Origin of the sequence: Pseudomonas sp. FP2300, assembly GCF_030687595.1 — a bacterium.
Taxonomy (GTDB): domain Bacteria; phylum Pseudomonadota; class Gammaproteobacteria; order Pseudomonadales; family Pseudomonadaceae; genus Aquipseudomonas; species Aquipseudomonas bijieensis.
Map to the genome: position 1 here is coordinate 5,927,023 of NZ_CP117440.1, position 21,837 is coordinate 5,948,859.

Genomic DNA, 21,837 nt, shown 5'->3' on the forward strand with positions numbered 1-21,837 from the left:
CTCAATGGTAACCATCATCATGGGTCACCTTGCCGCGGAACACGTAGTAGCTCCAGAAGGTGTACACCAGGATCAACGGAATGATGAACAGCGTGCCGACCAACATGAAGCCTTGGCTCTGGGGCGGTGACGAGGCGTCCCAGATCGAGATCGATGGCGGCACGATATTCGGCCACAGGCTGATGCCCAGGCCACTGTAGCCGAGGAAAATCAACACCAGGGTCAGGATGAATGGCGTGTAGTTGGCGTTACGCGCCACCGCGCGGAACAAGCCGTACATGGTCACCAGCACCAGGATCGGCACCGGCAGGAACCAGAACAGGTTCGGCAGGGTGAACCAGCGGGCGGCGATGTCCGCGTGGGCCAGCGGTGTCCAGATGCTGACGATACCGATCACCGCCAACACCACGAACGCCAGCGGCCGCGCCAGGTCATGCATCTGCTCTTGCAGCTTGCCCTCGGTCTTCATGATCAGCCAGGTGCAGCCAAGCAACGCATAGGCGGCGATCAACGCCAAGCCACAGAACACCGTGAATGGCGTGAACCAGTCCAAGGAGCCGCCGGCGAACTGGCGATTGACCACCTCGAAGCCATCAATGAATGCCCCCAGCGCCACCCCCTGGAAGAAAGTGGCCGTCAGCGAACCACCAATGAATGCCTTGTCCCACAGGTGGCGCTTCTCGGCCTTGGCCTTGAAGCGGAATTCGAAGGCCACGCCGCGGAAGATCAACCCGATGAGCATCAGGATCAACGGCAGGTACAGTGCCGAAAGCACTACCGAATAAGCCAGCGGAAATGCCCCGAACAGCCCGGCACCACCGAGCACCAGCCAGGTTTCGTTACCGTCCCAGACCGGCGCCACGGTGTTCATCATCACGTCGCGGTCGCGCTCACCCTTGACGAAGGGGAAGAGAATGCCGATCCCCAGGTCGAAGCCGTCCATGATCACGTACATCATGATGCCGAAGATGATGACCACGGCCCAGATCAGCGGAAGATCAATACCCATGACTCAATTCCCCTTGTTCGAGCGGTCGTTTTGGTCCACATCGTCATCGGCGGCCGACAATGGCCGGGCCGGCGTACGTTTCTGGCCCGGGCCACCATCGCTCGGCTCGGTTTCGTGGACCTGCGGCCCCTTGCGCACCAGACGCATCATGTAGCTCAAGCCCGCGCCGAACAGCGCGAAATACACCACGACGAACAGCACCAGGGTGATGCTCATCTGCGCGAAACTGTGGCCGGAGGAAGCATCGGCCGTGCGCATCAAGCCATAGACCACCCAGGGTTGGCGGCCGATCTCCGTGGTGAACCAGCCGGCCAGGATCGCGACCAGGCCGGAGGGGCCCATCCACAACACCATGTGGAGGAACGGTCGTGATTGGTAGATCCGATCGTTGCGGCGCAGCCATAGACTGCACAGGCCAGTGAAGATCATCAGCAATCCAAGGCCGACCATGACCCGGAACGACCAGAACACGATGGTCGAGTTCGGTCGGTCCTCAGGAGGGAACTCCTTGAGGGCCGGCACCTGTTTGTCCAGGCTGTGAGTCAGGATCAGGCTTCCCAGATAGGGGATTTCCACGGCGAAGCGAGTCTTCTCGGCCTGCATGTCTGGCCAGCCGAACAGGATCAGCGGGGTGGGCTCATTGCCGACGTTTTCCCAGTGGCCCTCGATGGCCGCGATCTTCGCCGGTTGATGCTTGAGGGTGTTCAGGCCATGGAAGTCGCCGATGACCGCCTGTATCGGTGCCACCAGCAAGGCCATCCACATCGCCATCGACAGCATCCGGCGGATGGCCGGGGTATCGCGACCGCGCAAGAGGTGCCAGGCGGCCGATGAACCGACGAAGAACGCCGTCGCAACGAACGCCGCCGTGGACATGTGCAGCAGGCGATAGGGGAACGAGGGGTTGAACACCACCGCCAGCCAGTCCACCGGAATCACCCGGCCATCGACGATTTCGTAACCCTGCGGAGTCTGCATCCAGCTATTGGAGGACAGGATCCAGAAGGTCGAGATCAACGTACCGATCGCCACCATCACCGTGGAGAAGAAGTGCAAGCCACGGCCAACGCGATTCCAGCCGAACAGCATCACCCCCAGGAAACCCGCCTCGAGGAAGAACGCCGTGAGCACTTCGTAGGTCAGCAGCGGTCCGGTCACCGCCCCGGCGAAGTCCGAAAAGCGGCTCCAGTTGGTGCCGAACTGATAGGCCATGACCAAGCCGGACACCACGCCCATGCCGAAGTTGACGGCGAAGATCTTCGACCAGAAGTGGTACAAGTCGCGATAGGTATCGTCGCGAGTCTTGAGCCACAAGCCTTCGAGTACCGCCAGGTAACTCGCCAGGCCAATGGTGATGGCCGGGAACAGGATGTGGAACGAGATGGTGAACGCGAACTGGATTCGGGCGAGATCGAGCGCCTCCAAACCGAACATAAGTCTTCCTCTGTCAGGTAAAACCGGCTGCGGGCGGGGCCTGCATCACAATCCCCAGGGATATGGAGTGCGATGCTTTTCAAATCGTTCTTTTTATAACCGTCACAACGCAGGACTCTGGCCGGATGGCCGCCAGCCCAACGCCCCGAGAGGTATTGATCTGGATCAAGCAATGCTCAAAGAGTAGTCGCATTATTACCGATGGACGGCGTGGTCTTTTGTCGCGTGGCAGGTTGTCTCAGTGTCGAAACCCTGCTCCAAACCAGGATTCCTTGAATCTTGAGGAGTGCACTGTTGTGGCGAGGGGATTTATCCCCGCTGGGGCGCGAAGCGGCCCCAAGCTTTTGCGAGCGCTGCGCACTCGAGCGGGGATAAATCCCCTCGCCACAAAAAAAGCGTGCTAGGTGAAAAGTAGATGTTTGGCTAACTATTTTTCCAGCCAACGCAACTTCCTGTTACAGCTCGGTGATAATCTCGTGGTCTTCACCACCGGACCCGTCATAGATGCCCAGCCAAGCGCCGCTGCTGCTCCGTCACCATCGTCCCTTCATCGCCTTCTGGCTGGCACGGATATTCACCGCCAGCGGCTTCCAGATGCTCACCGTGGCCATTGGCTGGAACCTCTATCAACTGACCGGCAACGTCCTCGACTTGGGCCTGGTGGGGTTGGTGGAGTTTGCCCCGCGCGTGCTGTTCATGCTTCACACCGGGCATGTGGCTGACCGCTATGACCGGCGCAAGGTCGCGGCCATTTGCCAGTCATTGCAGGCAATGATTGCCCTGGCCCTGGTGATCGGCAGCGCCACCGACAATGTCACCCGGGAAATGATCTTCATCCTTGCCTTCCTCCTGGGCGCCGCCCGCTCCTTCGAGATGCCCACCACCCAGGCGCTGCTGCCCAGTATCGTGCCGGCGGGCCTGTTTCCCCGGGCCGTGGCCGCCGCGCAATCGGCCCAGCAATCGGCCACCATCGTCGCCCCGGCACTCGGCGGCCTGCTCTATGCCTTCGGCAGCATCTGGGTCTATGGACCGACCGTGGTGCTCTACCTCATCGCCTGTTGCCTGATGCTCAACCTGCCCGCTCGGCAGACGCCGCTGAACAAAGGCAAGGCGACGCTGGATTCATTGCTGGCCGGGATTCGCTTCATTCGCAGTCGCCCGGACATTCTCGGCGCGATTTCCCTGGACCTGTTCGCGGTTTTGCTCGGCGGCGCGACGGCGCTGCTGCCGGTGTTCGCCAAGGACATCCTGCTCACCGGTCCCTGGGGCCTGGGTCTGTTGCGCTCGGCGCCGGCGGTCGGGGCCTTGCTGATGTCGCTGTGGCTGGCGCGGTTTGCCGTGGAGCGCAAGGTCGGCCGAGTGATGTTCACTGCGGTGGGCGTGTTCGGCGTCGCCACCATTGCCTTCGGCCTCTCCACCTCGTTCTGGTTTTCCCTGGCGGTGCTGGTGGTGTTGGGCGCGGCGGACATGATCAGCATGGTCATCCGCGCCTCCTTCGTGCAGTTGGAAACACCGGATGAAATGCGTGGCCGGGTCAGCGCGGTGAACGGGCTGTTCATCGGCGCTTCGAACCAGCTGGGCGAGTTCGAGTCCGGCCTCACCGCCCACTGGTTCGGCACCGTGCCGGCGGTGGTCATGGGCGGCATCGGCACGCTGCTGGTGACCGGGGCCTGGATCAAACTGTTCCCGACCCTGGCCAACCGTGACCGGATGCACGAACCGGTGGACGAAGCAAAAGCCTAGAGCAACTTGTCGAGGGTGATGGGGAAGTCCCGCACCCGCTTGCCGGTGGCATGGTAAATCGCATTGGCCACCGCCGCGGCCACCCCGACGATGCCGATTTCACCCACGCCCTTGGAACCCAGCGCATTGACGATCTCGTCACGCTCCTCGACAAAAATCACCTCTATGTCGCCGATGTCGGCACTGACCGGCACGTGATACTCGGCCAGGTTGTGATTCATGTGGCGACCCAGGGTGTGATCGGTCAGGGTTTCTTCGTGCAAAGCCATGCCGACGCCCCACACCACGCCACCGAGAATCTGGCTGCGGGCGGTTTTCGGGTTGACGACCCGGCCGGCGGCGATGGCGCTCACCACGCGGTTGACCTTCACCGTCCCCAGGTCTTCATCCACCAGCACTTCAACGAACACCGCCGAGTGCGTGGCCGTGGCGTAGGCCTGGCGTTTTTCATCCGGCTTGGCCGTGACCTGGGCTTGCAACGGGGTCTCGCCGCTTTTCTGCGCCAACTCCGCTAATGCAACGCTCGCTTCGCCCAGCCGCAGTTGGCCATCCACAAACGTCACTTGTTCAAGGGTCGCGCCACCGAAGGCCGGACACGCCTGGCGAGCCACGGCCAGGAGTTTTTCCTTCAGCGCTTCACAGGCTTGCTGCACGGCGGTGCCCACCGACGAAACCGTGAACGAACCGCCCTGCAATGGCGCGGTGGGTAGCGACGAATCACCCAGGACAAACGTGACGTCCTCAAGGGCAACACCGCACGCCTCGGCGGCGATCTGGGTCATGACCGTGTAGGTCCCGGTGCCGATATCCGTGGTGGCGCTGCTGACAGTCAGCTTGCCATCGAGGTCCAGCGAGGCCCGGGCGCTGGCTTTCTGCTGCATGGCCTCCCATACACCACCGGCCATGCCCCAACCCACCAGTTGCCGCCCCTCACGCATGCTGCGCGGCTCCGGGTTGCGCTTGTCCCAGCCGAAACGACGGGCGCCCTGGGCATAACACTCGCGCAACTCTTTGCTGGAATACGGCTTACCTTCGTTCTCGTTGCGCTCGGCGTAGTTGATCAACCGCAACTGGACCGGATCGAGCGCCAGGGCACAGGCCAGTTCATCCATGGCGCATTCCAGGCCAATCAGCCCAAGGGCGGCACCGGGCGCGCGCATGTCCAGGGGCGTGTAGACGTCCAGGGGCACGAGTTTGTAAGTCAACTGGACGTTATCGCAGTGATAGAGCATGCCGCTCCACTCCACCACGTGCTCGGTGAAGTCCTCGAAGCGCGAAGTCTGGCCGACGGCGGTGTGCGCCACGGCCAGCAAGCGACCGTTGGCCGCCGCCCCCAGTTGCACGCGCTGGAGGGTTCGCGGCCGATAGCCAAAGGTAAACATCTGTTGGCGCGTCAGGCTGACCCGCACGGAGCGCTTGAGGGCCAGCGCCGCCATCACCGCCAAAGGTAATTGGTACTGCGGGCGCAGCCCTGAACCGAAGGCGCCGCCGACAAACGCGGCGAACACTCGCACCTGCTCTTTCTCCAGCCCGAACACTTTTTGCACATAGGCCTGGCAGTTTTGCGTGCCTTGGGTCTTGTCGTGGATGTGCAGGCTGCCATCAGGCTGATACAGCACGGTGGAGGCGTGTGGCTCCATCGGGTTGTGGTGTTCAATCGGCGTGCTGTAGGACACATCCACGCTGAGCGCGGCGCTGGCGTACTCGCCCTGAAAATTCCCACGGGGCTTGGGCAGTTCGGCCGGTGCCGGATGGGCGTCGTTTTGCAGAGTGATCAGATCGGTCTGATGCTCCTGGGCCTCGTATTCGATTTCAACCAGGGAACCTGCATACCGGGCCAGCTCAAGGTTTTCCGCGACCACCAGGGCCAATGGCTGGCCGCTGTAGAGCACGTGGTCGTTGTACAGCGGCCGGAACGGCGAGCCGTCCGCCGCATCGGCATCCTGGTAGGGCTCATCGTAGCTGGCGATCCTCGGCCGATTGGTGTGATCGATGACCGCGACCACACCGGGCAGCGCCAGGGCTCGGGAGGCATCGATGCGCAGCACGCGGCCGCGAGCGAGAGTGCCGGACACGACGCTGCCGTGCAGCAGGCCGTCCTCGGGGTACTCACCGGCATAACGAGCCTGGCCCGTGACCTTGAGCAGGCCATCGACGCGGTCCAGTGGCTGCCCTATGGATTTGCTCGAAGCGTTCATCAGGCGTGTCCTCCCTGCGGTGCGCAACCCAATGCGGCATCACTCAAGGCGCGGACAATTGCCCGGCGCGCCAATCGGACCTTGAAGCCGTTGTGCTCCAACGGCTCGGCGTTTTGCAGCAGCGCATCGGCGGCGGCAGTGAAGGTTTCGCGACTGACGGTCTGCCCGGCCAGCCAGCTCTCCACAGCCCGGTCGCGCCAGGGTTTGTGCGCCACGCCGCCAAGGGCCAGGCGCGCCTGGCGAATCACCGGCCCGTCCAACTCCAGCGCCGCCGCCACCGAGACCAGCGCAAAAGCGTAGGAGGCGCGGTCACGGATCTTCAGGTAGTGGCTATGGTCGGCAAAACCGGCGGCAGGCAACTCAATAGCAGTGATCAGCTCATCATCGGCCAGTTGGTTATCCCGTTCCGGGGCATCACCGGGCAAGCGATGGAAGTCGGCAAACTCGATGGTCCGCGCGCCACCCCGCCCCAGGACATGGACCACCGCCTCCAAGGCCGCCAAGGCCACGCACATGTCGGAAGGATGAGTGGCGACACATTGTTCGCTGGCACCGAAGATCGCGTGGATCCGGTTCAAACCGTTGCGGGCCGGGCAACCGCTGCCGGGTCGGCGTTTATTGCACGGCACGCTGGCGTCATAGAAGTAATAGCAGCGGGTGCGTTGCAACAGGTTGCCGCCAGTGCTGGCCATGTTGCGCAACTGCGGCGAGGCGCCGGCCAGGATCGCCTGGGACAGCAGCGGATAGCGGCGTTCGATCCAGGGGTGCCAGGCCAGGTCGGCATTGCTCACCAGCGCACCGATCATCACCCCGCCGGAAGGGGTTTCGCTGAGGTCCGCCAGGGGCAGCCCGGTAATGTCGATCAGGTGTTCGGGGCGGGTGAGGTTCTCTTTCATCAGGTCCAGCAGATTGGTGCCGCCGGCGATGAAACGTGACACCGGGCTCGACAAGTCGACGGCGGCCTGCACGGTGTCTGGCTTGCTGTAGTGGAAGGGATTCATTGATCACCTCCCGGTTGCTGGCAGAGCGGCAAAGCCTCTTCGATAGCATCACGAATGTTGTTGTAGGCGCCGCACCGGCAAAGATTGCCGCTCATCAGTTCAACGATCTCTGCGCGGGTCTGCGCCCTGCCCTCGTTGACCAGCCCCACCGCTGAACAGATCTGCCCCGGCGTGCAGTAACCGCACTGGAACGCGTCATGGGTGATGAACGCCTGCTGCATGGGATGCAAGGCATCATCGCCAGCCAGGCCTTCAACGGTGGTCAACTCGGCACCGTCGCACATCACGGCCAGGGTCAGGCAGGCGTTGATTCGCTTGCCATCGCGCAGCACCGTGCAGGCGCCACACTGGCCGTGGTCGCAGCCCTTCTTGCTGCCCACCAGGTCCAATTGCTCGCGCAGCAGGTCCAGCAGCGTGGTCCAGGGCAGCACCTGCAGCTCACGTGCCTGGCCATTGAGTGTCAGGCGAATCGGGTGACGGACGAAGGCCGCCGGCGTCGCTTCGGACAAGGTCGCGCTCATGGAACACCTCACGGTTGGTCGTACTCGCGGCGTTTTGGGAAACCGCCGTCATAAGGGGTACGACTTCTGGGTGGGGTGAAGCGTTCAAGGCAAATGATTGACGTTGGAAGCCAGCGCCTTCAGTGGGTCAGCTTGCACTGAGGTTGAATGTGCTGACGCCATCGCGAGCAGGCTCGCTCCCACATGGGTTCTCGGGTGCTCATAGATCCTGCATCCACCATAAATCCCTGTGGGAGCGAGCCTGCTCGCGATAGCGGTACCACAGGCCGGTGTCGGCTTGACGAGTGTCAGGCCAGCAGCTCCGCCGCCACCACGCTTCTTACGCCCTTGCCGCTGAGTTGTTCCACCAGCATCAAGGCAAACGCCAGGGCGGCAGCCGAGCCTTGGGCGGTGATGCAGTTGCCGTCCACCACCACGGGTTGATCGACGAAGCTGCAACCGGACAGTTGCTGGCTCACCGCCGGCAGGCAGGTCATGCGCCGCTGGCGCAGGACGCCGAATGCCTGTAGCGCCAGGGCCGGGGCTTCGGCGATGGCGGCGAAGAAACGTCCGGTGGCGGCCTGGCCCTTGATCAGTTGTTGCAGCGGCTGATGGGCCGCCAGGTGTTGGGCACCGATGATGCCGCCCGGCAGGACGATCAGGTCGAAATCCTGCACGAGCATGTCCACCAGCATGCCATCGGCCGTCAGGCGCGTGCCGCGGGCGCAGGTGAGCATACGCCGCCCTTCGATGCTCGCCACCACGGTTTCGATCTGCGCTCGACGCAACACGTCGATCAGGGTGACCGTCTGCAAGTCGTCGACACCCTCGGCGACGGCTATCAGGGCTCGGGGGATCTTGGTTCCAGGAATCATGGGCGCTCTCCGCTGGATGATGCTTGTAGTGTAGGAGCTGCCGAAGGCTGCGATCTTTTGATATGCGCTTGAGATTCAAGCGTGGGGGTAAAGATCGCAGCCTCGCTTCGCTCGACAACTCCTGCATGGGGTAGCGGTTATTTGATGTACAGCTGGGTCGACATCCGGTTGCCCGGCGCGTTGATCGAGATGTTGCTGAAGCTGAAGGTCCCCTCTTGCTTACCCTTCAGGTCGAAGACGTACAAATAGCCCACGACTTTGGTCCGCACCGAGCAGTCATTGAGATTGCCATTGCTGTACGCGCACACCGGCGAGCGGGTGCCGTCGACTTCAAAGCCGTCCAGGGTGACATGGGGTTGACGGCCATAGCCGACCTCCAGCACGTAGACCTTGATATTCGGGCCACTGTGATCGCAACGCGTCTGCGCCTGCCCCAAGGCGATGTCCTCGAAGCCACAGGCCGGCGACTCGACCTTGAGCACCTTGACCTCACTCAGCGGTGGTGCCGACGCGGCATCCGCAGCCTGGCCGGGCAACCACAGCCCCAGGGTGCAGCCCACTGCCGCCATCAGCTGTTTATTCATGCGAACCATAGAGACCTCCCGGAACCGCGCGCAGTATGGCCCACTTGGCGCGTTGGCAAAACATCGACGACGATCGCAGCCACAACGCTACGCTGCTGGTATGATGCGCGGCTTTTTCCGACCCACAGAAAATTCCCGGGCGCCGCTGGCGACCTGTGCTTTGCTGTTGAGGTCGATACATTCACGGCGCCGGGCGCGCCACGGGGAGCAGACATGCTGGAAAGGCTGTTTCAACTCAAGGCACACAACACCAACGTGCGGACCGAGATCCTGGCGGGCGTCACGACCTTCCTGGCCATGGCCTACATTCTGTTCGTCAACCCGAGCATCCTCGGCGAAACCGGCATGGACAAAGGCGCGGTGTTCGTCGCCACCTGCCTGGCCGCGGCCATCGGCTCCACGGTCATGGGCCTGATCGCCAACTACCCGATCGCCCTCGCCCCGGGCATGGGCCTGAATGCCTTCTTCACCTACACCGTGGTCCTGCACATGGGCCACACCTGGCAAGTGGCGCTGGGCGCAGTGTTCATCTCCGCCGTGCTGTTCTTCATTCTCTCGATCTTCCGCATCCGCGAATGGATCATCAACAGCATCCCGCTGCCCCTGCGTTCGGCCATTGCCGCCGGTATCGGCCTGTTCCTGGCGCTGATCGCCCTGAACAATGCCGGCATCGTGGTGAAAAACCCGGCGACCATGGTCGGCCTCGGCGACTTGAAACAGCCGGCGCCAATCCTCGCCACCCTTGGTTTCATCCTGATCGTCGCCCTCGAAGCACTGAAAGTACGCGGCGCGGTACTGATCGGCATCCTGGCGGTCACCATAGTCTCGATCCTGATGGGCTTCACCCCGTTTGGCGGCATCATTTCCGCGCCACCGTCCCTGGCCCCAACGTTCCTGCAACTGGACATCAAGGGCGCCCTGGACATTGGCCTGGTGAGCGTGATCTTCGCCTTCCTGTTCGTCGACCTGTTCGACAACTCCGGCACCCTGATCGGCGTCGCCAAGCGCGCCGGGCTGATGGGCAAGGACGGCCATATGCCGAAGATGGGCCGTGCGCTGATCGCCGACAGCACCGCCGCCATGGCCGGTTCGCTGCTGGGCACCTCCACCACCACCAGCTACATCGAGTCGGCAGCGGGCGTCAGCGCTGGCGGCCGCACCGGCCTGACCGCCATCGTCGTGGCGATCCTGTTCCTGCTGGCGCTGTTCTTCTCGCCACTGGCCGCCAGTGTCCCGCCTTTCGCCACCGCCCCAGCCTTGCTGTTCGTCGCCGTGCTGATGACCTCGGGCCTGGCGGAAATCGACTGGGACGACATCACCGTCGCCGCCCCCGTGGTGGTCACCGCCCTGGCGATGCCCTTCACCTATTCCATCGCCAACGGCATCGCCTTCGGCTTCATCGCCTGGACCGCCATCAAGCTGGTGTCGGGTCGTGGCCGTGAGCTGAACCCGGCGCTGGTCATTCTGTCGATCCTGTTCGTGATCAAATTGGGTTGGTTCAACGCATGACTTTTGATTCCCAGGCCTATGCCGCCCAGTTGCAGGACAAGGTCACCCGCTTGCGTGACCTGTTGGCCCCGTTCGATGCACCAGAACCTGCGGTGTTCGATTCGCCCCTGAAAAACTTTCGCCTGCGGGCCGAATTCCGCCTGTGGCGCGAGGCCGGCGAACGGCACTACGCAATGTTCTCCCAGGACGACAAGCGCACACCGATCCTCATCGAGGAATTTCCCATCGCCAGCCTGCGCATCAACCAGTTGATGCCGCAGCTCAAGGCCGCCTGGCAGGCCAGCGCGCCCTTGAGCCACAAGCTGTTCCAGGTGGAGTTCCTGACCACCCTGGCGGGCGACGCGATGATCACCCTGTGCTATCACCGCCCGCTGGATGAACACTGGCACGCGGCGGCCGCGAAACTGGCGACCGACCTGGGCGTGAGCATCATCGGTCGCTCCAAGGGCAAGCGCGAAGTGATCGGCCACGACTACGTGGTGGAGAAACTCGACGTCGGCGGCCGGACCTTCAGCTATCGCCAACCCGAAGGCGCCTTCACCCAGCCCAACGGCACGGTGAACCAGAAGATGCTCAACTGGGCGTATGACGCGCTGGGTGATCGCGCCGACGATCTGCTGGAGTTGTACTGCGGCAACGGCAACTTCACATTGCCCCTGGCCACTCGCGTACGCAAAGTGTTGGCCACCGAGATCAGCAAGACCTCGGTGAATGCCGCGTTGAGCAACCTCAGCGAAAACGCTGTGGATAACGTCACGCTGGTACGTCTATCCGCCGAAGAACTGACCGAAGCCTTGAACGAAGTCCGGCCCTTCCGTCGCTTGCACGGTATCGATCTCAAGAGCTATGAATTCGGTAGCGTCTTCGTCGACCCGCCCCGCGCCGGCATGGACCCGGACACCTGCGAGCTGACCCGCCGTTTTGACAACATCCTGTACATCTCCTGCAACCCTGACACCCTCGCCGCGAATATCGCGCAACTGAACGACACCCACCGCATCACGCGCTGCGCGTTGTTCGATCAATTTCCCTGGACCCATCACATGGAATCTGGGGTGTTGTTGACTCGGCGTTAAACGCTGGGGCGTCCTCCCCTATGGGCTGGACGGAGCAAAACTCTGTGGGAGCAAGGCTTGCTCCCACAAATAAATGCCCTCGCCACAAGTGCCCTCCCTCCTCTCCCGACAAAGGTCATGTTCGATCATCGAACACTTATTGGCCGATGTCGGCTGCTTTGTTTGACCAAATTAACCATCTAGTACAATTTATCTCCACCGGCTGAACCTGGCCGACGCCAACAATAAAAATGTGGAGAAATTGCGATGCCTCCGATCGTTCTGGTGCTCAACGGCCCGAACCTGAACCTGCTCGGCACCCGCGAGCCGGCAACTTATGGCCACGAAACCCTCGCCGACATCTCGGCACTGTGCGGCCGCGCCGCCGAAGAATTCGGCCTGGCGGTGGAGTTTCGCCAGACCAACCAGGAAAGCGAGTTGCTCGACTGGGTGCATGGCGCACGCGGCCGATGCGCCGGCATCGTCATCAACCCGGCAGCCTGGACCCACACCTCGGTGGCAATCCGCGACGCCCTGGTGGCGAGCGAAGTGCCGGTCATCGAAGTCCACCTGTCCAACGTCCACGCCCGGGAAACCTTTCGCCACCACTCCTTCGTCTCATCGGTCGCCATCGGCGTGATGTGCGGGTTTGGCAGCCATGGTTATCGCATGGCCCTGGAACATTTCAGTCAGCGTTTGAAGGGTTGATGAGCATGTCGAATATCACTGTGCTGGCCGGCCTGATCGGTGCGGGCATCCAGGCGTCTCGCACACCGGCGCTGCATGAGCGTGAAGGCGATGCCCAGGGCATGCGCTACCTCTATCGGCTGATCGACCTCGACGCGCTGAAACTCGACAGCGGCGCCCTGCCCGATTTGCTCAAGGCCGCCGAGCGCATGGACTTCACCGGCCTGAACATTACCTTTCCCTGCAAGCAGGCGATCATCCCATTGCTGGACGAACTGTCACCGGAGGCCCGGGGCATTGGCGCAGTGAATACCGTGGTGCTCAAGAATGGCAAACGCATTGGCCACAACACCGACTGCCTGGGGTTCGCCGAAGGTTTTCGGCGCGGCCTGGGAGATGTGGCGCGCCAGCGCGTGGTCCAGATGGGCGCCGGTGGCGCTGGCGCGGCGGTGGCCCATGCGCTACTGGCAGAAGGCGTGCAGACGCTGAGCATTTTTGACGTCGAAGTCAGCCGTGCCGAGGCCCTGGCTAATAACCTCAACCAACACTTCGGCGCAGGCCGCGCCCGGGCCGGGCATGACTTGGCCAGCGCCATGGCCGATGCCGACGGCCTGGTGAACACCACGCCCATGGGCATGGCAAAACTACCGGGCATGCCGGTACCGGTCGAGCTGTTGCGGGGCGAGTTGTGGGTCGCGGAAATCGTCTACTTCCCACTGGAAACCGAACTGCTGCGCAACGCCCGTGCCCTCGGCTGCCGCACGCTGGACGGCGGCAACATGGCCGTGTTCCAAGCGGTGAAGGCGTTCGAACTGTTCAGCGGCGTGGCGCCGGATGCACAACGGATGCTGGCGCATTTCCAGAGCATGAATCACTAAGACCTGGTGATAACTCCCTGTGGGAGCGAGCCTGCTCGCGATAGCGGTGGATCAGCCAGCATCGACTTGACTGGCATACCGCTATCGCGAGCAGGCTCGCTCCCACAAGGTTTCCAGAATCAGGCCTGCAAGTATCTCAACACCGACTCACAAACCATCCGCCGATGCCGCTGCTTGACCGCTTCATCCGACAGGTCGATCTGAAAGATCTCGCCGAACGTCTGGCGGTTGGACACACGGTAAAAGCAGAAAGAACTGATAAGCAAGTGCACGTCCAGGGGTTGGAGATCAGGACGGAATACGCCCTCTTCAGCACCGCGCCGCAAGATCACGCCCAGGGAATCGAGGATGGTATTGGTCATCGCCTTGATCGCGCCTGACTGCTTCACGTATTCGGCGTTGTGGATGTTCTCGATGCAGACAATGCGCACGAAATCCACATTACGGTCATGGTGGTCGAAGGTGAACTCCACCAGGCGCCGGATCGCGTCGACCGGGGCCAGCTCGGCCAGGTGCAGGCGACTCTCGGTGGTGCGGATATCCCCGTAGAGTTTTTCCAGCACCTCGACGTACAACTGCTCCTTGCTGCCGAAGTAATAGTAGATCATGCGCTTGGAGGTGTGGATGCGCTCGGCGATGGCGTCGACCCGGGCGCCAGCCAGGCCTTGCTGGACGAACTCGACGATGGCTTCCTGAAGAATGTTCTCCCGGGTCTTCTCCGGGTTGTTCTTGCGACTCTTGCGCGGCGTGGCGACGGGTTCGTCGAGCGCTGCGGAAAGCTCTGGATTCATAGTCATTGCGGGGCTCACGGCCATCACTGCACAGGCTGGCGATTATGGGCCGCACCGTGCAGTGAAGGAAGCCACGGCATTGCCCTTTACCGCCGCATTTACGATTTCCCTACAACTTGGCGTGCCGCAAGCCACCGCTGCGGGACTTGGCCATGGCCGCCAGGCGCACCGCAACGTTGGCCGCGCCGTAACCGGCATAACCGTTCTTGCGTTGGATGATTTCAAAGAAAAACCGCCCCTCGAACGGCTCGGTGTAGACGTGAAACAGCTCGCCACCCTGGGCGTCGCGGTCGTACAGCACGTTGAAATACGCCAGTTCGCTGAGAAACTCATCATCGAAATCGAACCGCGCCGCCAGGTCGTCGTAGTAGTTGAGCGGGATGTCCAGCAACGGCACACCAGCTTCCTTGGCACGGCTGACCTGGGCGAAGATGTCGTCGCAGTCGAAAGCGATGTGATGCACCCCCGAACCGCGATAACTCGACAGTGCGTGTGAGATCGCGGTATTGCGGTTCTCGGAAATGTTCAGCGGCAAGCGGATCGAACTGCAGCGGCTACGCAACGCACGGCTTTTTACCAGGCCATAAGGGTCGGGCAAGACGACTTCGTCATCGGCCTCGAAATCCAGCAGGCTCTTGTAGAACAGCACCCAACTGTCGAGGCTGTCGGCCGGCAGCGCCATCGCCATGTGATCGATGCGCTTGAGTCCGGCGCCAATCACGGCACCGGGCTGCAAGTTGAAATCGGTGCCGTAAACGTCGGCTTCCTGATCCACCAGGTAGATCAGGCTGCCGTCCGGGGCACGCACCGCCGCCAGTTCCAGTTCGTTGGGGCCCACCAACCCGCGATAAGGCTGACCCTTGTAGGCCACCGCCCGTTCCAGGGCACTGGCGCTGTTTTTCACCCGCACGGCAGTGGCGCACAACGATGGTCCATGAGCTTCGAAGAAGCTGTGGGCGAAGGAGTACGGCTCAGTGTTGAGGATCAGGTTGATATCGCCCTGGCGCATCAGGCTCACATTCTTGGAGCGATGCTGACCGGCCTTGACGAAGCCCAGCCGCTCCAGCCAATGGGACAGTTTGGCGCCGAGGTTATCGTCCACAGCAAACTCGAGAAACTCGATGCCGTTGTATTCACTCGCCGGCGGTGTGGCGAAAAGGATATCGGCATTGCCGGTGGACGGCGCTTCTTCGGCCAGGCGCTGGCGGGTCTTTTCTTCCAGGTACAGCAGCGAGCGCAGACCGTCGGCGGCATTGGCCCGTGGCGGCGCGGCGCGGAAGCCGTCGTTGAAGATTTCCAGGGACAACGGCCCGGTGTAGCCGCTCTTGATGATCGGCGCCAGGAAGCCAGGCAAATCGAATTCACCCTGCCCGGGGAAGCAGCGGAAATGCCGACTCCACTCCAGCACATCCATCGCCAGGATCGGCGCGTCGGCCATTTGTACGAAGAAAATTTTCTCGCCGGGGATCTCGGCAATCGCACTCGGATCGCCCTTGAGGGACAAGGTGTGGAAGCTGTCGAGCAACACGCCGAGGCTGGGGTGATCGGCCTGGCGCACGATGTTCCAGACCTGTTGATACGTATTGACGTGCCGCCCCCAGGCCAGCGCTTCGTAACCGATACGCAAGCCACGCGCACCGGCGCGTTCGGCGAGCAAGCGCAGGTCATCGACCAGGATCTGTTCATCACCGACGCTGTCGGCCGAGGCGTTGCTGCACACCAGCACCAGATCGGTGCCCAGCTCCTGCATCAGGTCGAACTTGCGCTCGGCGCGCTCCAGGTTGCGCGCCAGGCGATCGCGGCGGCAGCCTTCGAAGTCACGAAACGGTTGGAACAAGGTGATGGCAATGCCCAGATCGGCGCACATCTGCCTGATTTCCCGAGGGCTGCCATCGTAATAGAGAAGGTCGTTCTCGAAGATTTCCACCCCGTCAAAACCGGCGGCGGCAATGGCTTCGAGTTTTTCCGGCAAGGTACCGCTCAAGGACACGGTGGCAATGGAACGCTGCATGACTTCGGCTCCCGGGACAGGCATCGGCTACAAAAGGTGCGCCGCTTTTTAAAGAGTCAGCCGATTATTGAGCTGCCGGTTTCTTTCAGCAATTTAATATGTACCATCCAGTTAGTTTTTTGGGCGATTATCGAACAAAATGCCGATTGCCGAATTGACGATTTTTTGCTCACTGCGCACCATCGCTCCCACATTGACGCAGGCCCTGGCCGCCGGCATCAATGGACAGACCCAGACCAACCATAAGAATTTCAAAAACGGGTACCCGCTATGATTCCTTCCCAAAGCTCCCGCCTGGCCCCCGGCCTGGGTGTCTCGACCAGTGGCATCGGTGACAAGATCCGCGGCGCCATGGCCGTAGGCAAGACCCGTTGGGGCATGCTCGCCCTGGTGTTTTTTGCCACCACCCTGAACTACATCGACCGCGCCGCCCTGGGCGTGATGCAGCCGATTCTTGCCAAGGAGATGAGCTGGACGGCGATGGATTACGCCAACATCAACTTCTGGTTCCAGGTCGGTTATGCCGTCGGCTTCGTGTTGCAAGGGCGGCTGATCGACCGGATCGGCGTCAAGCGCGTGTTCTTCTGCGCCGTGCTGCTCTGGAGCCTGGCGACCGGCGCCCACGGCCTGGCCACCTCGGCAGTGGGCTTCATGGTCTGCCGCTTTATCCTGGGCCTGACCGAAGCTGCCAACTACCCGGCCTGCGTGAAGACCACGCGGCTGTGGTTCCCGGCCGGTGAACGGGCGGTGGCCACTGGCATTTTCAACGCTGGGACCAACGTCGGCGCGATGTTCACCCCGATGCTGCTGCCGCTGGTCCTGCACGTATGGGGCTGGCAGGCCGCGTTCCTGTGCATGGCCGCGCTGGGCGGGATCTGGCTACTGTTCTGGGGCCTGAAATACTTCAACCCGGAAGATCATCCCCGCGTCAAACAGTCGGAACTGGACTACATCCAGGCCCAGGACGAGCCAGACCAGGTCCGCGTGCCCTTCTCCCGGATCCTGCGCATGCGTGGCACTTGGGCGTTCGCCCTGGCCTACTCGATCACCGCACCGGTGTTCTGGTTCTACCTCTATTGGTTGCCGCCGTTCCTGAACCAGCAATACAACCTGGGCATCAACGTGACCCAGATGGGTATTCCGTTGATCATCATCTACCTCACCGCCGACTTCGGCAGCGTGGGCGGCGGCATCCTGTCTTCGTTCCTGATCGGTCGCGGCCTCAATCCGATCAAGGCGCGACTGGTGTCCATGCTGTTGTTCGCCTGCTGCATCATCGGCGTGATCATGGCGGCCGGCGCAAGCAACCTGTGGATGGCGGTGTTTGCCATTTCCCTGGCCATCGGCGCGCACCAGGCCTGGACTGCCAACATCTGGAGCCTGGTGATGGACTACACACCCAAGCACATGATGAGCACGGTGTTCGGCTTCGGCGGCATGTGCGCGGCCATCGGCGGGATGTTCATGACCCAACTGGTGGGCCACATCCTGACGATCACCAATAACAACTACACCGTGCTGTTCACGCTGATTCCGGCGATGTACTTCATTGCCCTGACCTGGCTGTACTTCATGGCGCCGCGCAAGGTGCCGACGCTGAAAAACTGATACCGGACCAGCTTCAAGCAATCAAGCCGAGCACCTTTGTGGCGAGGGGATTTATCCCCTCGCCACAGGAGGTCTGTGTAGCCAGTTATTTACGCCGCTGTTGCCACGCCGCCGCCAGCCCGCTCAAGCAAATCAGAGCGATGCCCACCACCGTGGTCAGCGTCGGCGTGTGGTTGAACAGCAACCACCCCAGCAAGCCGGCAAACACGATCTGGCAGTACCCGAACGGCGCGAGCAGCGCCGGGGCGGCAAAGCGGAAGGCCTGGGTCAGCATCAGGTGCGCCGTCATCCCGCAGGCCCCCAGCGCCAGCATCATCGCCCCGTGCAACAGGCTCGGCACTTGCCAGAAGAACGGCACCAGTGCGCTCATCACCAAGGTGTTGCACAGGCCGGCGAAGAAGTTGCTGGTGGTCGGGCTGTCGATCTCACTGAGCTTGCGCGTGAGCAACTGGTAGAAGCAGAAAAACAGCGCCGAACAGAACGGCAACAACACCGCCGGCGTAAACAGATCCCCGCCCGGATGGACGATGATCAACACCCCGATAAAACCGAAGATCACCGCGATCCATTGGCCACGCGTCACATGCTCGCCCAACAATGGCACCGACAGCGCGGTGACCAGCACCGGGGCCAGGAAGTTGACCGCGGTCGCCTCGGCCAACGGGATATACATCAGGGCCGTGGTGAAGAACAGGCTGGTCCCCAGCAGGCACAGGGCCCGGGCCAGTTGCCACAGAGGACGTTTGGTCCGCAGGACCCGCAGCCCCGAGCGCGGCAGGAAAATACCTGCCATCAGTAACGTATGCACCACGTATCGGGCCCACACCACCATGATGATCGGATAGAAACCCGAGAGATATTTCGACAGTGCGTCATGGCTGGAGAACAGGAACGTCGCACAGAGAATAAGCAGGATGCCCTTGAAGGCCTGATTGACGCCGGAAAGCGGGGTGCTGACGGTCATGTAGGAATCCTGCGTTGCGTGTGTAGGGAAGAACCAATATCTGCGACCGTGGATTCAGCTGAACAACTCCGAGGCCTGGCTGGCTTGCGACAACTCCTCCGCAAACACCAGCAAGGTCGATGCCAGCTCATGCAGGCGTGCCCGTGTCATCCGAGCGCTGGGCCCGGCAACACTCAGCACACCTATGACCCGGCCATCCAATGGATGACGGACCACAGCGGCAATGGCCGACGTGCCGATCGCCGAGCTTTCCTCGACACAGGCATAGCCTTGCTCACGAGCCTGGTGCAGGTACTGGAGCAGTTCAGCCTTGCTGCGTGGCGCGTTCGGCCCGGCGTCCGCCGGCATTTGCACGGCCTGGCGCGCCACCAGCGCCAACGCCTCGGCATCACTCATGCACGCCAGCCAGGCATGGCCCGACGCGGTATAGAACAACGGCGTCTCACGCCCCATGTCCGGGTCGTAGCGCAAGCCGGAACGGGCCCCCTGAGACTTGGCGATCCAGGTCTGGCACTCCCCTTCGATGACACCCAGGCGCACCAGTTCACCCGTTTCCCGTGCCAGGCGATCGAGCACTGGCTGCACGATGTCGGCACCGCTTCGCGACAGATAGCGAAAACCCATGGCAACCAGGCGGGTCGACAAGTGATAACGCAGGTTCTCGGGGTTCTGGCGCACATAGCCCAGGCGCATCAGTTCGGCGAGCAAACGGTGGGTGGCACTCTTGGGGATCTGCAACTGTTCGGCCAAGCCGAGCAGCGGCCACCCGCGAGGATCGCTGGCGAGGCTTTCCAGCACATTGAAAACCCGTTCGATTTGACTGCCGGCCATGAGAGATCCAGATGTAATGTTCGCAAGTTCCAGAATATGCAAAGTGTAATTCAAATTCTGGAACCGGTGAGCCATTCATTCATGCCCTGATGAACCAAACCCCGCGATGATTGCCTGAAAGCTCAGGCGCCACGCGCATCCTGACGCCCCAAAAGCTAGACTCACCGCAACGGCAGTACAGTGACACTCCGGTCAATCAGAGGAACGCCCACATGTTATGGAAAAAAGGTCGCCGCAGTGACAACGTGGTGGACGCTCGCGGTGACGGTGGGGGCGGTGGCGGGATGCGCTTCGGCGGCGGCAAGGGCTTGAGCCTGACGGCCATCATTCTGATCGTCGGCATTGGCTGGATCACCGGCCAGGATCCGATGCAGATTCTCGGACAACTGGCCGGGCAGATGGACCAGACCTCTGCGCCCACTTCCTCACAAACCCGCCAGGCGCCACCGGCCAACGATGAACAGGCCGAATTCGTGCGCTCGATCCTCGGCGACACCGAAGACACCTGGGGCCAGGTCTTCCAGCAAGCCGGACGCCAATACCAACAACCGAAACTGGTGTTGTTCAGCGGTCGGGTCAACTCGGCCTGCGGTCTCGCCTCTTCGGCGACCGGTCCGTTCTATTGCCCGGCCGATCGCCAGGTTTACCTGGACATGAGCTTCTTCAAGGAAATGTCCCAACGCTTCGCTGCCGCCGGGGACTTCGCCCAGGCCTACGTCATCGCCCACGAAGTCGGACACCATGTGCAGACCCTGCTCGGCGTGTCGGCGAAAATCCAGGAAGCCCGCCAACAAGGTCGGCAGATGGAAGGTGATGGAGGCTTATTGGTACGCCAGGAGTTGCAAGCCGACTGCCTGGCCGGCGTGTGGGCCAACCATGCGCAAAAACGCCTGAACTGGCTGGAGCCGGGGGACATCGAGGAGGCCTTGAACGCCGCCAATGCCATCGGTGATGACCGCTTGCAGCAACAAGGCCAGGGCCGCGTGGTACCGGATTCCTTTACTCACGGCACGTCCGCGCAGCGAGTGCGCTGGTTCAAGACCGGCTTCGCCCAGGGCCAGGTCAGCCAGTGCGACACGTTCGCGGCGAAAACCCTGTAGATGAAGTGGGGGGCATTGATCGGGCTGGTGCTGTGCTGCGCCGTGGCCCAGGCCGAGGAACACAGCGTCAAGGTGGTCGCCCAAGGGCGCCTGCAACTCAAAGGCGGAGCCATGGCCGTCGCCGTGAGCCCGCCCCCGGCGTCTATCCAGCGTGTGCTGATCATCCTCCACGGTCGGCTGCGCAATGCCAACACCTATCTGCACAGCGCCGAAAAGGCTGCCGGGCAGGCCGGGCAACTGGGCACCACCCTGATCATCGCCCCGCAGTTCCTCAATGAGCAGGACGTGGCTCGCCACACGCTACCCAATGACGTCCTGCGCTGGCACGGCAACGACTGGATGGCCGGAGGCCTGTCCACAGGGCCCAATCCGGTCAGTTCCTACCAGGTTCTGGACGACATCGTTGCGCGCGTCAGTGACCGGCAGCAGTTTCCCGAAGTGAAAGAAATCGTCATCGCCGGCCATTCCGGCGGCGCCCAGGTCGTGCAGCGTTATGCCCTGCTCGCCCACGGTCAATATCGGATAGAGCCACGCTTTGTCATCGCCAACCCGTCGTCCTATGCCTACTTCGATGCCCAACGCCCCATGGCTTTCGACCCTGCCAGTTGCCCTGGCTTCAACCACTGGAAATACGGCCTGCAGGATTTGCCCGCCTACGCGGCGGGACAAACACCCACGCAACTGGAAAATAACTACGTCAAGCGCGACATCGTCTATTTGCTCGGGCAACAAGACACCGATCCGGAGCAGCCGGCGCTGGATAAGGGCTGCGAAGCGCAGACCCAGGGGCCGTATCGGTTATTGCGCGGGCATTTCTTCTTTGACTACCTGACCCGGCGCCATCCCGTGGGGTTGAACCAGCGGCTGATCGAAGTGCCGGGGGTGGGGCATAACGGGAATGGGATGCTGACTTCGCCTGAGGGGTTGAGGGTGTTGTTCGGTCAGTGAGTTTTTTAGCGAATGCCAGAACCTCATCGCGAGCAGGCTCGCTCCCACAGTAGATCTGGTGTGGACACAAATTTTGCGATCAACAGAAATCCCCTTGTGGGAGCGAGCCTG

At 62.0% G+C, this 21,837-nt stretch carries 19 protein-coding genes; 8 read left to right on the plus strand and 11 right to left on the minus strand.

Going from position 1 to position 21,837, the window contains the following annotated elements:
- Position 1 precedes the first annotated feature (1 nt).
- Positions 2–1,009, minus strand: coding sequence for a cytochrome d ubiquinol oxidase subunit II (cydB, locus tag PSH86_RS26355; RefSeq protein WP_053125566.1), 1,008 nt, complete (start codon positions 1,007–1,009; stop codon positions 2–4).
- Between the two features lie 3 nt (positions 1,010–1,012).
- On the minus strand, positions 1,013–2,443 hold the full coding sequence (locus tag PSH86_RS26360) for a cytochrome ubiquinol oxidase subunit I (protein WP_116833499.1): 1,431 nt from the start codon (positions 2,441–2,443) through the stop codon (positions 1,013–1,015).
- Between the two features lie 504 nt (positions 2,444–2,947).
- Between PSH86_RS26360 and PSH86_RS26365 the strand changes: the two genes are divergently transcribed.
- Positions 2,948–4,186 carry an MFS transporter gene (locus tag PSH86_RS26365; protein WP_116833500.1) on the plus strand — a complete coding sequence of 413 codons (1,239 nt, stop codon included), beginning with the start codon at positions 2,948–2,950 and terminating at the stop codon, positions 4,184–4,186.
- Here the strand turns inward: PSH86_RS26365 and PSH86_RS26370 are convergent.
- The 5 genes from PSH86_RS26370 to PSH86_RS26390 all read right to left on the minus strand — a co-directional run bounded on the left by PSH86_RS26370 (position 4,183) and on the right by PSH86_RS26390 (position 9,344).
- The gene (locus PSH86_RS26370; RefSeq protein ID WP_116833501.1) at positions 4,183–6,384 is read right to left on the minus strand and encodes a xanthine dehydrogenase family protein molybdopterin-binding subunit; all 2,202 of its coding nucleotides are present in this window, start codon (positions 6,382–6,384) and stop codon (positions 4,183–4,185) included. The genes PSH86_RS26365 and PSH86_RS26370 overlap by 4 nt on opposite strands.
- On the minus strand, positions 6,384–7,385 hold the full coding sequence (locus PSH86_RS26375) for a xanthine dehydrogenase family protein subunit M (RefSeq protein ID WP_109756227.1): 1,002 nt from the start codon (positions 7,383–7,385) through the stop codon (positions 6,384–6,386). The genes PSH86_RS26370 and PSH86_RS26375 overlap by 1 nt, the downstream gene beginning before the upstream one ends.
- Positions 7,382–7,906 (minus strand): (2Fe-2S)-binding protein, encoded by a 525-nt coding sequence (locus PSH86_RS26380; RefSeq protein WP_109756228.1) that lies wholly within the window; start codon positions 7,904–7,906, stop codon positions 7,382–7,384. Before PSH86_RS26380 ends, PSH86_RS26375 begins: the two co-directional genes overlap by 4 nt.
- A gap of 287 nt (positions 7,907–8,193) precedes the next feature.
- Positions 8,194–8,760 (minus strand): DJ-1 family glyoxalase III, encoded by a 567-nt coding sequence (locus PSH86_RS26385; protein ID WP_116833502.1) that lies wholly within the window; start codon positions 8,758–8,760, stop codon positions 8,194–8,196.
- 137 nt (positions 8,761–8,897) lie between these two features.
- A complete protein-coding gene (locus tag PSH86_RS26390; protein WP_370873838.1) occupies positions 8,898–9,344 on the minus strand; it encodes a DUF4879 domain-containing protein in 447 nt (148 codons plus the stop codon).
- Positions 9,345–9,557: 213 nt separating this feature from the next.
- On the opposite strand from PSH86_RS26390, the gene PSH86_RS26395 reads away from it, so the two are divergent.
- The 4 genes from PSH86_RS26395 to PSH86_RS26410 all read left to right on the plus strand — a co-directional run bounded on the left by PSH86_RS26395 (position 9,558) and on the right by PSH86_RS26410 (position 13,473).
- Complete coding sequence (locus PSH86_RS26395) at positions 9,558–10,853, plus strand: NCS2 family permease (protein WP_109756231.1); 1,296 nt, start codon at positions 9,558–9,560, stop codon at positions 10,851–10,853.
- Positions 10,850–11,929: a tRNA (uridine(54)-C5)-methyltransferase TrmA gene (gene trmA, locus PSH86_RS26400; RefSeq protein WP_116833505.1), complete on the plus strand. Its 1,080-nt coding sequence runs from the start codon at positions 10,850–10,852 to the stop codon at positions 11,927–11,929. Before PSH86_RS26395 ends, trmA begins: the two co-directional genes overlap by 4 nt.
- 246 nt (positions 11,930–12,175) lie before the next feature.
- Positions 12,176–12,616 carry a type II 3-dehydroquinate dehydratase gene (aroQ, locus tag PSH86_RS26405; RefSeq protein ID WP_109756239.1) on the plus strand — a complete coding sequence of 147 codons (441 nt, stop codon included), beginning with the start codon at positions 12,176–12,178 and terminating at the stop codon, positions 12,614–12,616.
- A 5-nt stretch (positions 12,617–12,621) separates the two neighbouring features.
- Positions 12,622–13,473 carry a shikimate dehydrogenase gene (locus tag PSH86_RS26410; RefSeq protein WP_370873694.1) on the plus strand — a complete coding sequence of 284 codons (852 nt, stop codon included), beginning with the start codon at positions 12,622–12,624 and terminating at the stop codon, positions 13,471–13,473.
- A 119-nt stretch (positions 13,474–13,592) separates the two neighbouring features.
- Here the strand turns inward: PSH86_RS26410 and PSH86_RS26415 are convergent, their stop codons facing one another.
- Together PSH86_RS26415 and quiC are read right to left on the minus strand one after the other, a co-directional pair.
- The gene (locus PSH86_RS26415) at positions 13,593–14,270 is read right to left on the minus strand and encodes a TetR/AcrR family transcriptional regulator (RefSeq protein ID WP_116833506.1); all 678 of its coding nucleotides are present in this window, start codon (positions 14,268–14,270) and stop codon (positions 13,593–13,595) included.
- Positions 14,271–14,373: 103 nt separating this feature from the next.
- Positions 14,374–16,275 carry a 3-dehydroshikimate dehydratase QuiC gene (quiC, locus tag PSH86_RS26420; protein ID WP_305485978.1) on the minus strand — a complete coding sequence of 634 codons (1,902 nt, stop codon included), beginning with the start codon at positions 16,273–16,275 and terminating at the stop codon, positions 14,374–14,376.
- 270 nt (positions 16,276–16,545) lie between these two features.
- Here quiC and PSH86_RS26425 point away from each other — a divergent pair, with 270 nt between their 5' ends.
- Positions 16,546–17,883 (plus strand): MFS transporter, encoded by a 1,338-nt coding sequence (locus PSH86_RS26425; RefSeq protein WP_305485980.1) that lies wholly within the window; start codon positions 16,546–16,548, stop codon positions 17,881–17,883.
- An 85-nt stretch (positions 17,884–17,968) separates the two neighbouring features.
- On the opposite strand, the gene PSH86_RS26430 is transcribed toward PSH86_RS26425, so the two are convergent.
- Positions 17,969–18,847, minus strand: coding sequence for a DMT family transporter (locus tag PSH86_RS26430; RefSeq protein WP_116833508.1), 879 nt, complete (start codon positions 18,845–18,847; stop codon positions 17,969–17,971).
- A gap of 54 nt (positions 18,848–18,901) precedes the next feature.
- Positions 18,902–19,678 carry an IclR family transcriptional regulator gene (locus tag PSH86_RS26435; RefSeq protein ID WP_249015579.1) on the minus strand — a complete coding sequence of 259 codons (777 nt, stop codon included), beginning with the start codon at positions 19,676–19,678 and terminating at the stop codon, positions 18,902–18,904.
- Between the two features lie 212 nt (positions 19,679–19,890).
- Between PSH86_RS26435 and PSH86_RS26440 the strand changes: the two genes are divergently transcribed.
- Both PSH86_RS26440 and PSH86_RS26445 read left to right on the plus strand, forming a co-directional pair.
- Positions 19,891–20,778 carry a neutral zinc metallopeptidase gene (locus PSH86_RS26440; protein ID WP_163856535.1) on the plus strand — a complete coding sequence of 296 codons (888 nt, stop codon included), beginning with the start codon at positions 19,891–19,893 and terminating at the stop codon, positions 20,776–20,778.
- Positions 20,779–21,726, plus strand: a complete 948-nt coding sequence (locus PSH86_RS26445) for an alpha/beta hydrolase (protein WP_163856533.1) — start codon at positions 20,779–20,781, stop codon at positions 21,724–21,726.
- The last annotated feature ends 111 nt before the right edge of the window (positions 21,727–21,837 follow it).

Excerpts from the sequence above, each read along its gene's own strand:
- cydB (WP_053125566.1), bottom strand. The coding sequence starts at position 1,009 with ATGGGTATTGATCTTCCGCTGATCTGGGCCGTGGTCATCATCTTCGGC.
- PSH86_RS26360 (WP_116833499.1), bottom strand. The coding sequence starts at position 2,443 with ATGTTCGGTTTGGAGGCGCTCGATCTCGCCCGAATCCAGTTCGCGTTC.
- PSH86_RS26365 (WP_116833500.1), top strand. The coding sequence starts at position 2,948 with ATGCCCAGCCAAGCGCCGCTGCTGCTCCGTCACCATCGTCCCTTCATC.
- PSH86_RS26370 (WP_116833501.1), bottom strand. The coding sequence starts at position 6,384 with ATGAACGCTTCGAGCAAATCCATAGGGCAGCCACTGGACCGCGTCGAT.
- PSH86_RS26375 (WP_109756227.1), bottom strand. The coding sequence starts at position 7,385 with ATGAATCCCTTCCACTACAGCAAGCCAGACACCGTGCAGGCCGCCGTC.
- PSH86_RS26380 (WP_109756228.1), bottom strand. The coding sequence starts at position 7,906 with ATGAGCGCGACCTTGTCCGAAGCGACGCCGGCGGCCTTCGTCCGTCAC.
- PSH86_RS26385 (WP_116833502.1), bottom strand. The coding sequence starts at position 8,760 with ATGATTCCTGGAACCAAGATCCCCCGAGCCCTGATAGCCGTCGCCGAG.
- PSH86_RS26390 (WP_370873838.1), bottom strand. The coding sequence starts at position 9,344 with ATGAATAAACAGCTGATGGCGGCAGTGGGCTGCACCCTGGGGCTGTGG.
- PSH86_RS26395 (WP_109756231.1), top strand. The coding sequence starts at position 9,558 with ATGCTGGAAAGGCTGTTTCAACTCAAGGCACACAACACCAACGTGCGG.
- trmA (WP_116833505.1), top strand. The coding sequence starts at position 10,850 with ATGACTTTTGATTCCCAGGCCTATGCCGCCCAGTTGCAGGACAAGGTC.
- aroQ (WP_109756239.1), top strand. The coding sequence starts at position 12,176 with ATGCCTCCGATCGTTCTGGTGCTCAACGGCCCGAACCTGAACCTGCTC.
- PSH86_RS26410 (WP_370873694.1), top strand. The coding sequence starts at position 12,622 with ATGTCGAATATCACTGTGCTGGCCGGCCTGATCGGTGCGGGCATCCAG.
- PSH86_RS26415 (WP_116833506.1), bottom strand. The coding sequence starts at position 14,270 with ATGACTATGAATCCAGAGCTTTCCGCAGCGCTCGACGAACCCGTCGCC.
- quiC (WP_305485978.1), bottom strand. The coding sequence starts at position 16,275 with ATGCAGCGTTCCATTGCCACCGTGTCCTTGAGCGGTACCTTGCCGGAA.
- PSH86_RS26425 (WP_305485980.1), top strand. The coding sequence starts at position 16,546 with ATGATTCCTTCCCAAAGCTCCCGCCTGGCCCCCGGCCTGGGTGTCTCG.
- PSH86_RS26430 (WP_116833508.1), bottom strand. The coding sequence starts at position 18,847 with ATGACCGTCAGCACCCCGCTTTCCGGCGTCAATCAGGCCTTCAAGGGC.
- PSH86_RS26435 (WP_249015579.1), bottom strand. The coding sequence starts at position 19,678 with ATGGCCGGCAGTCAAATCGAACGGGTTTTCAATGTGCTGGAAAGCCTC.
- PSH86_RS26440 (WP_163856535.1), top strand. The coding sequence starts at position 19,891 with ATGTTATGGAAAAAAGGTCGCCGCAGTGACAACGTGGTGGACGCTCGC.
- PSH86_RS26445 (WP_163856533.1), top strand. The coding sequence starts at position 20,779 with ATGAAGTGGGGGGCATTGATCGGGCTGGTGCTGTGCTGCGCCGTGGCC.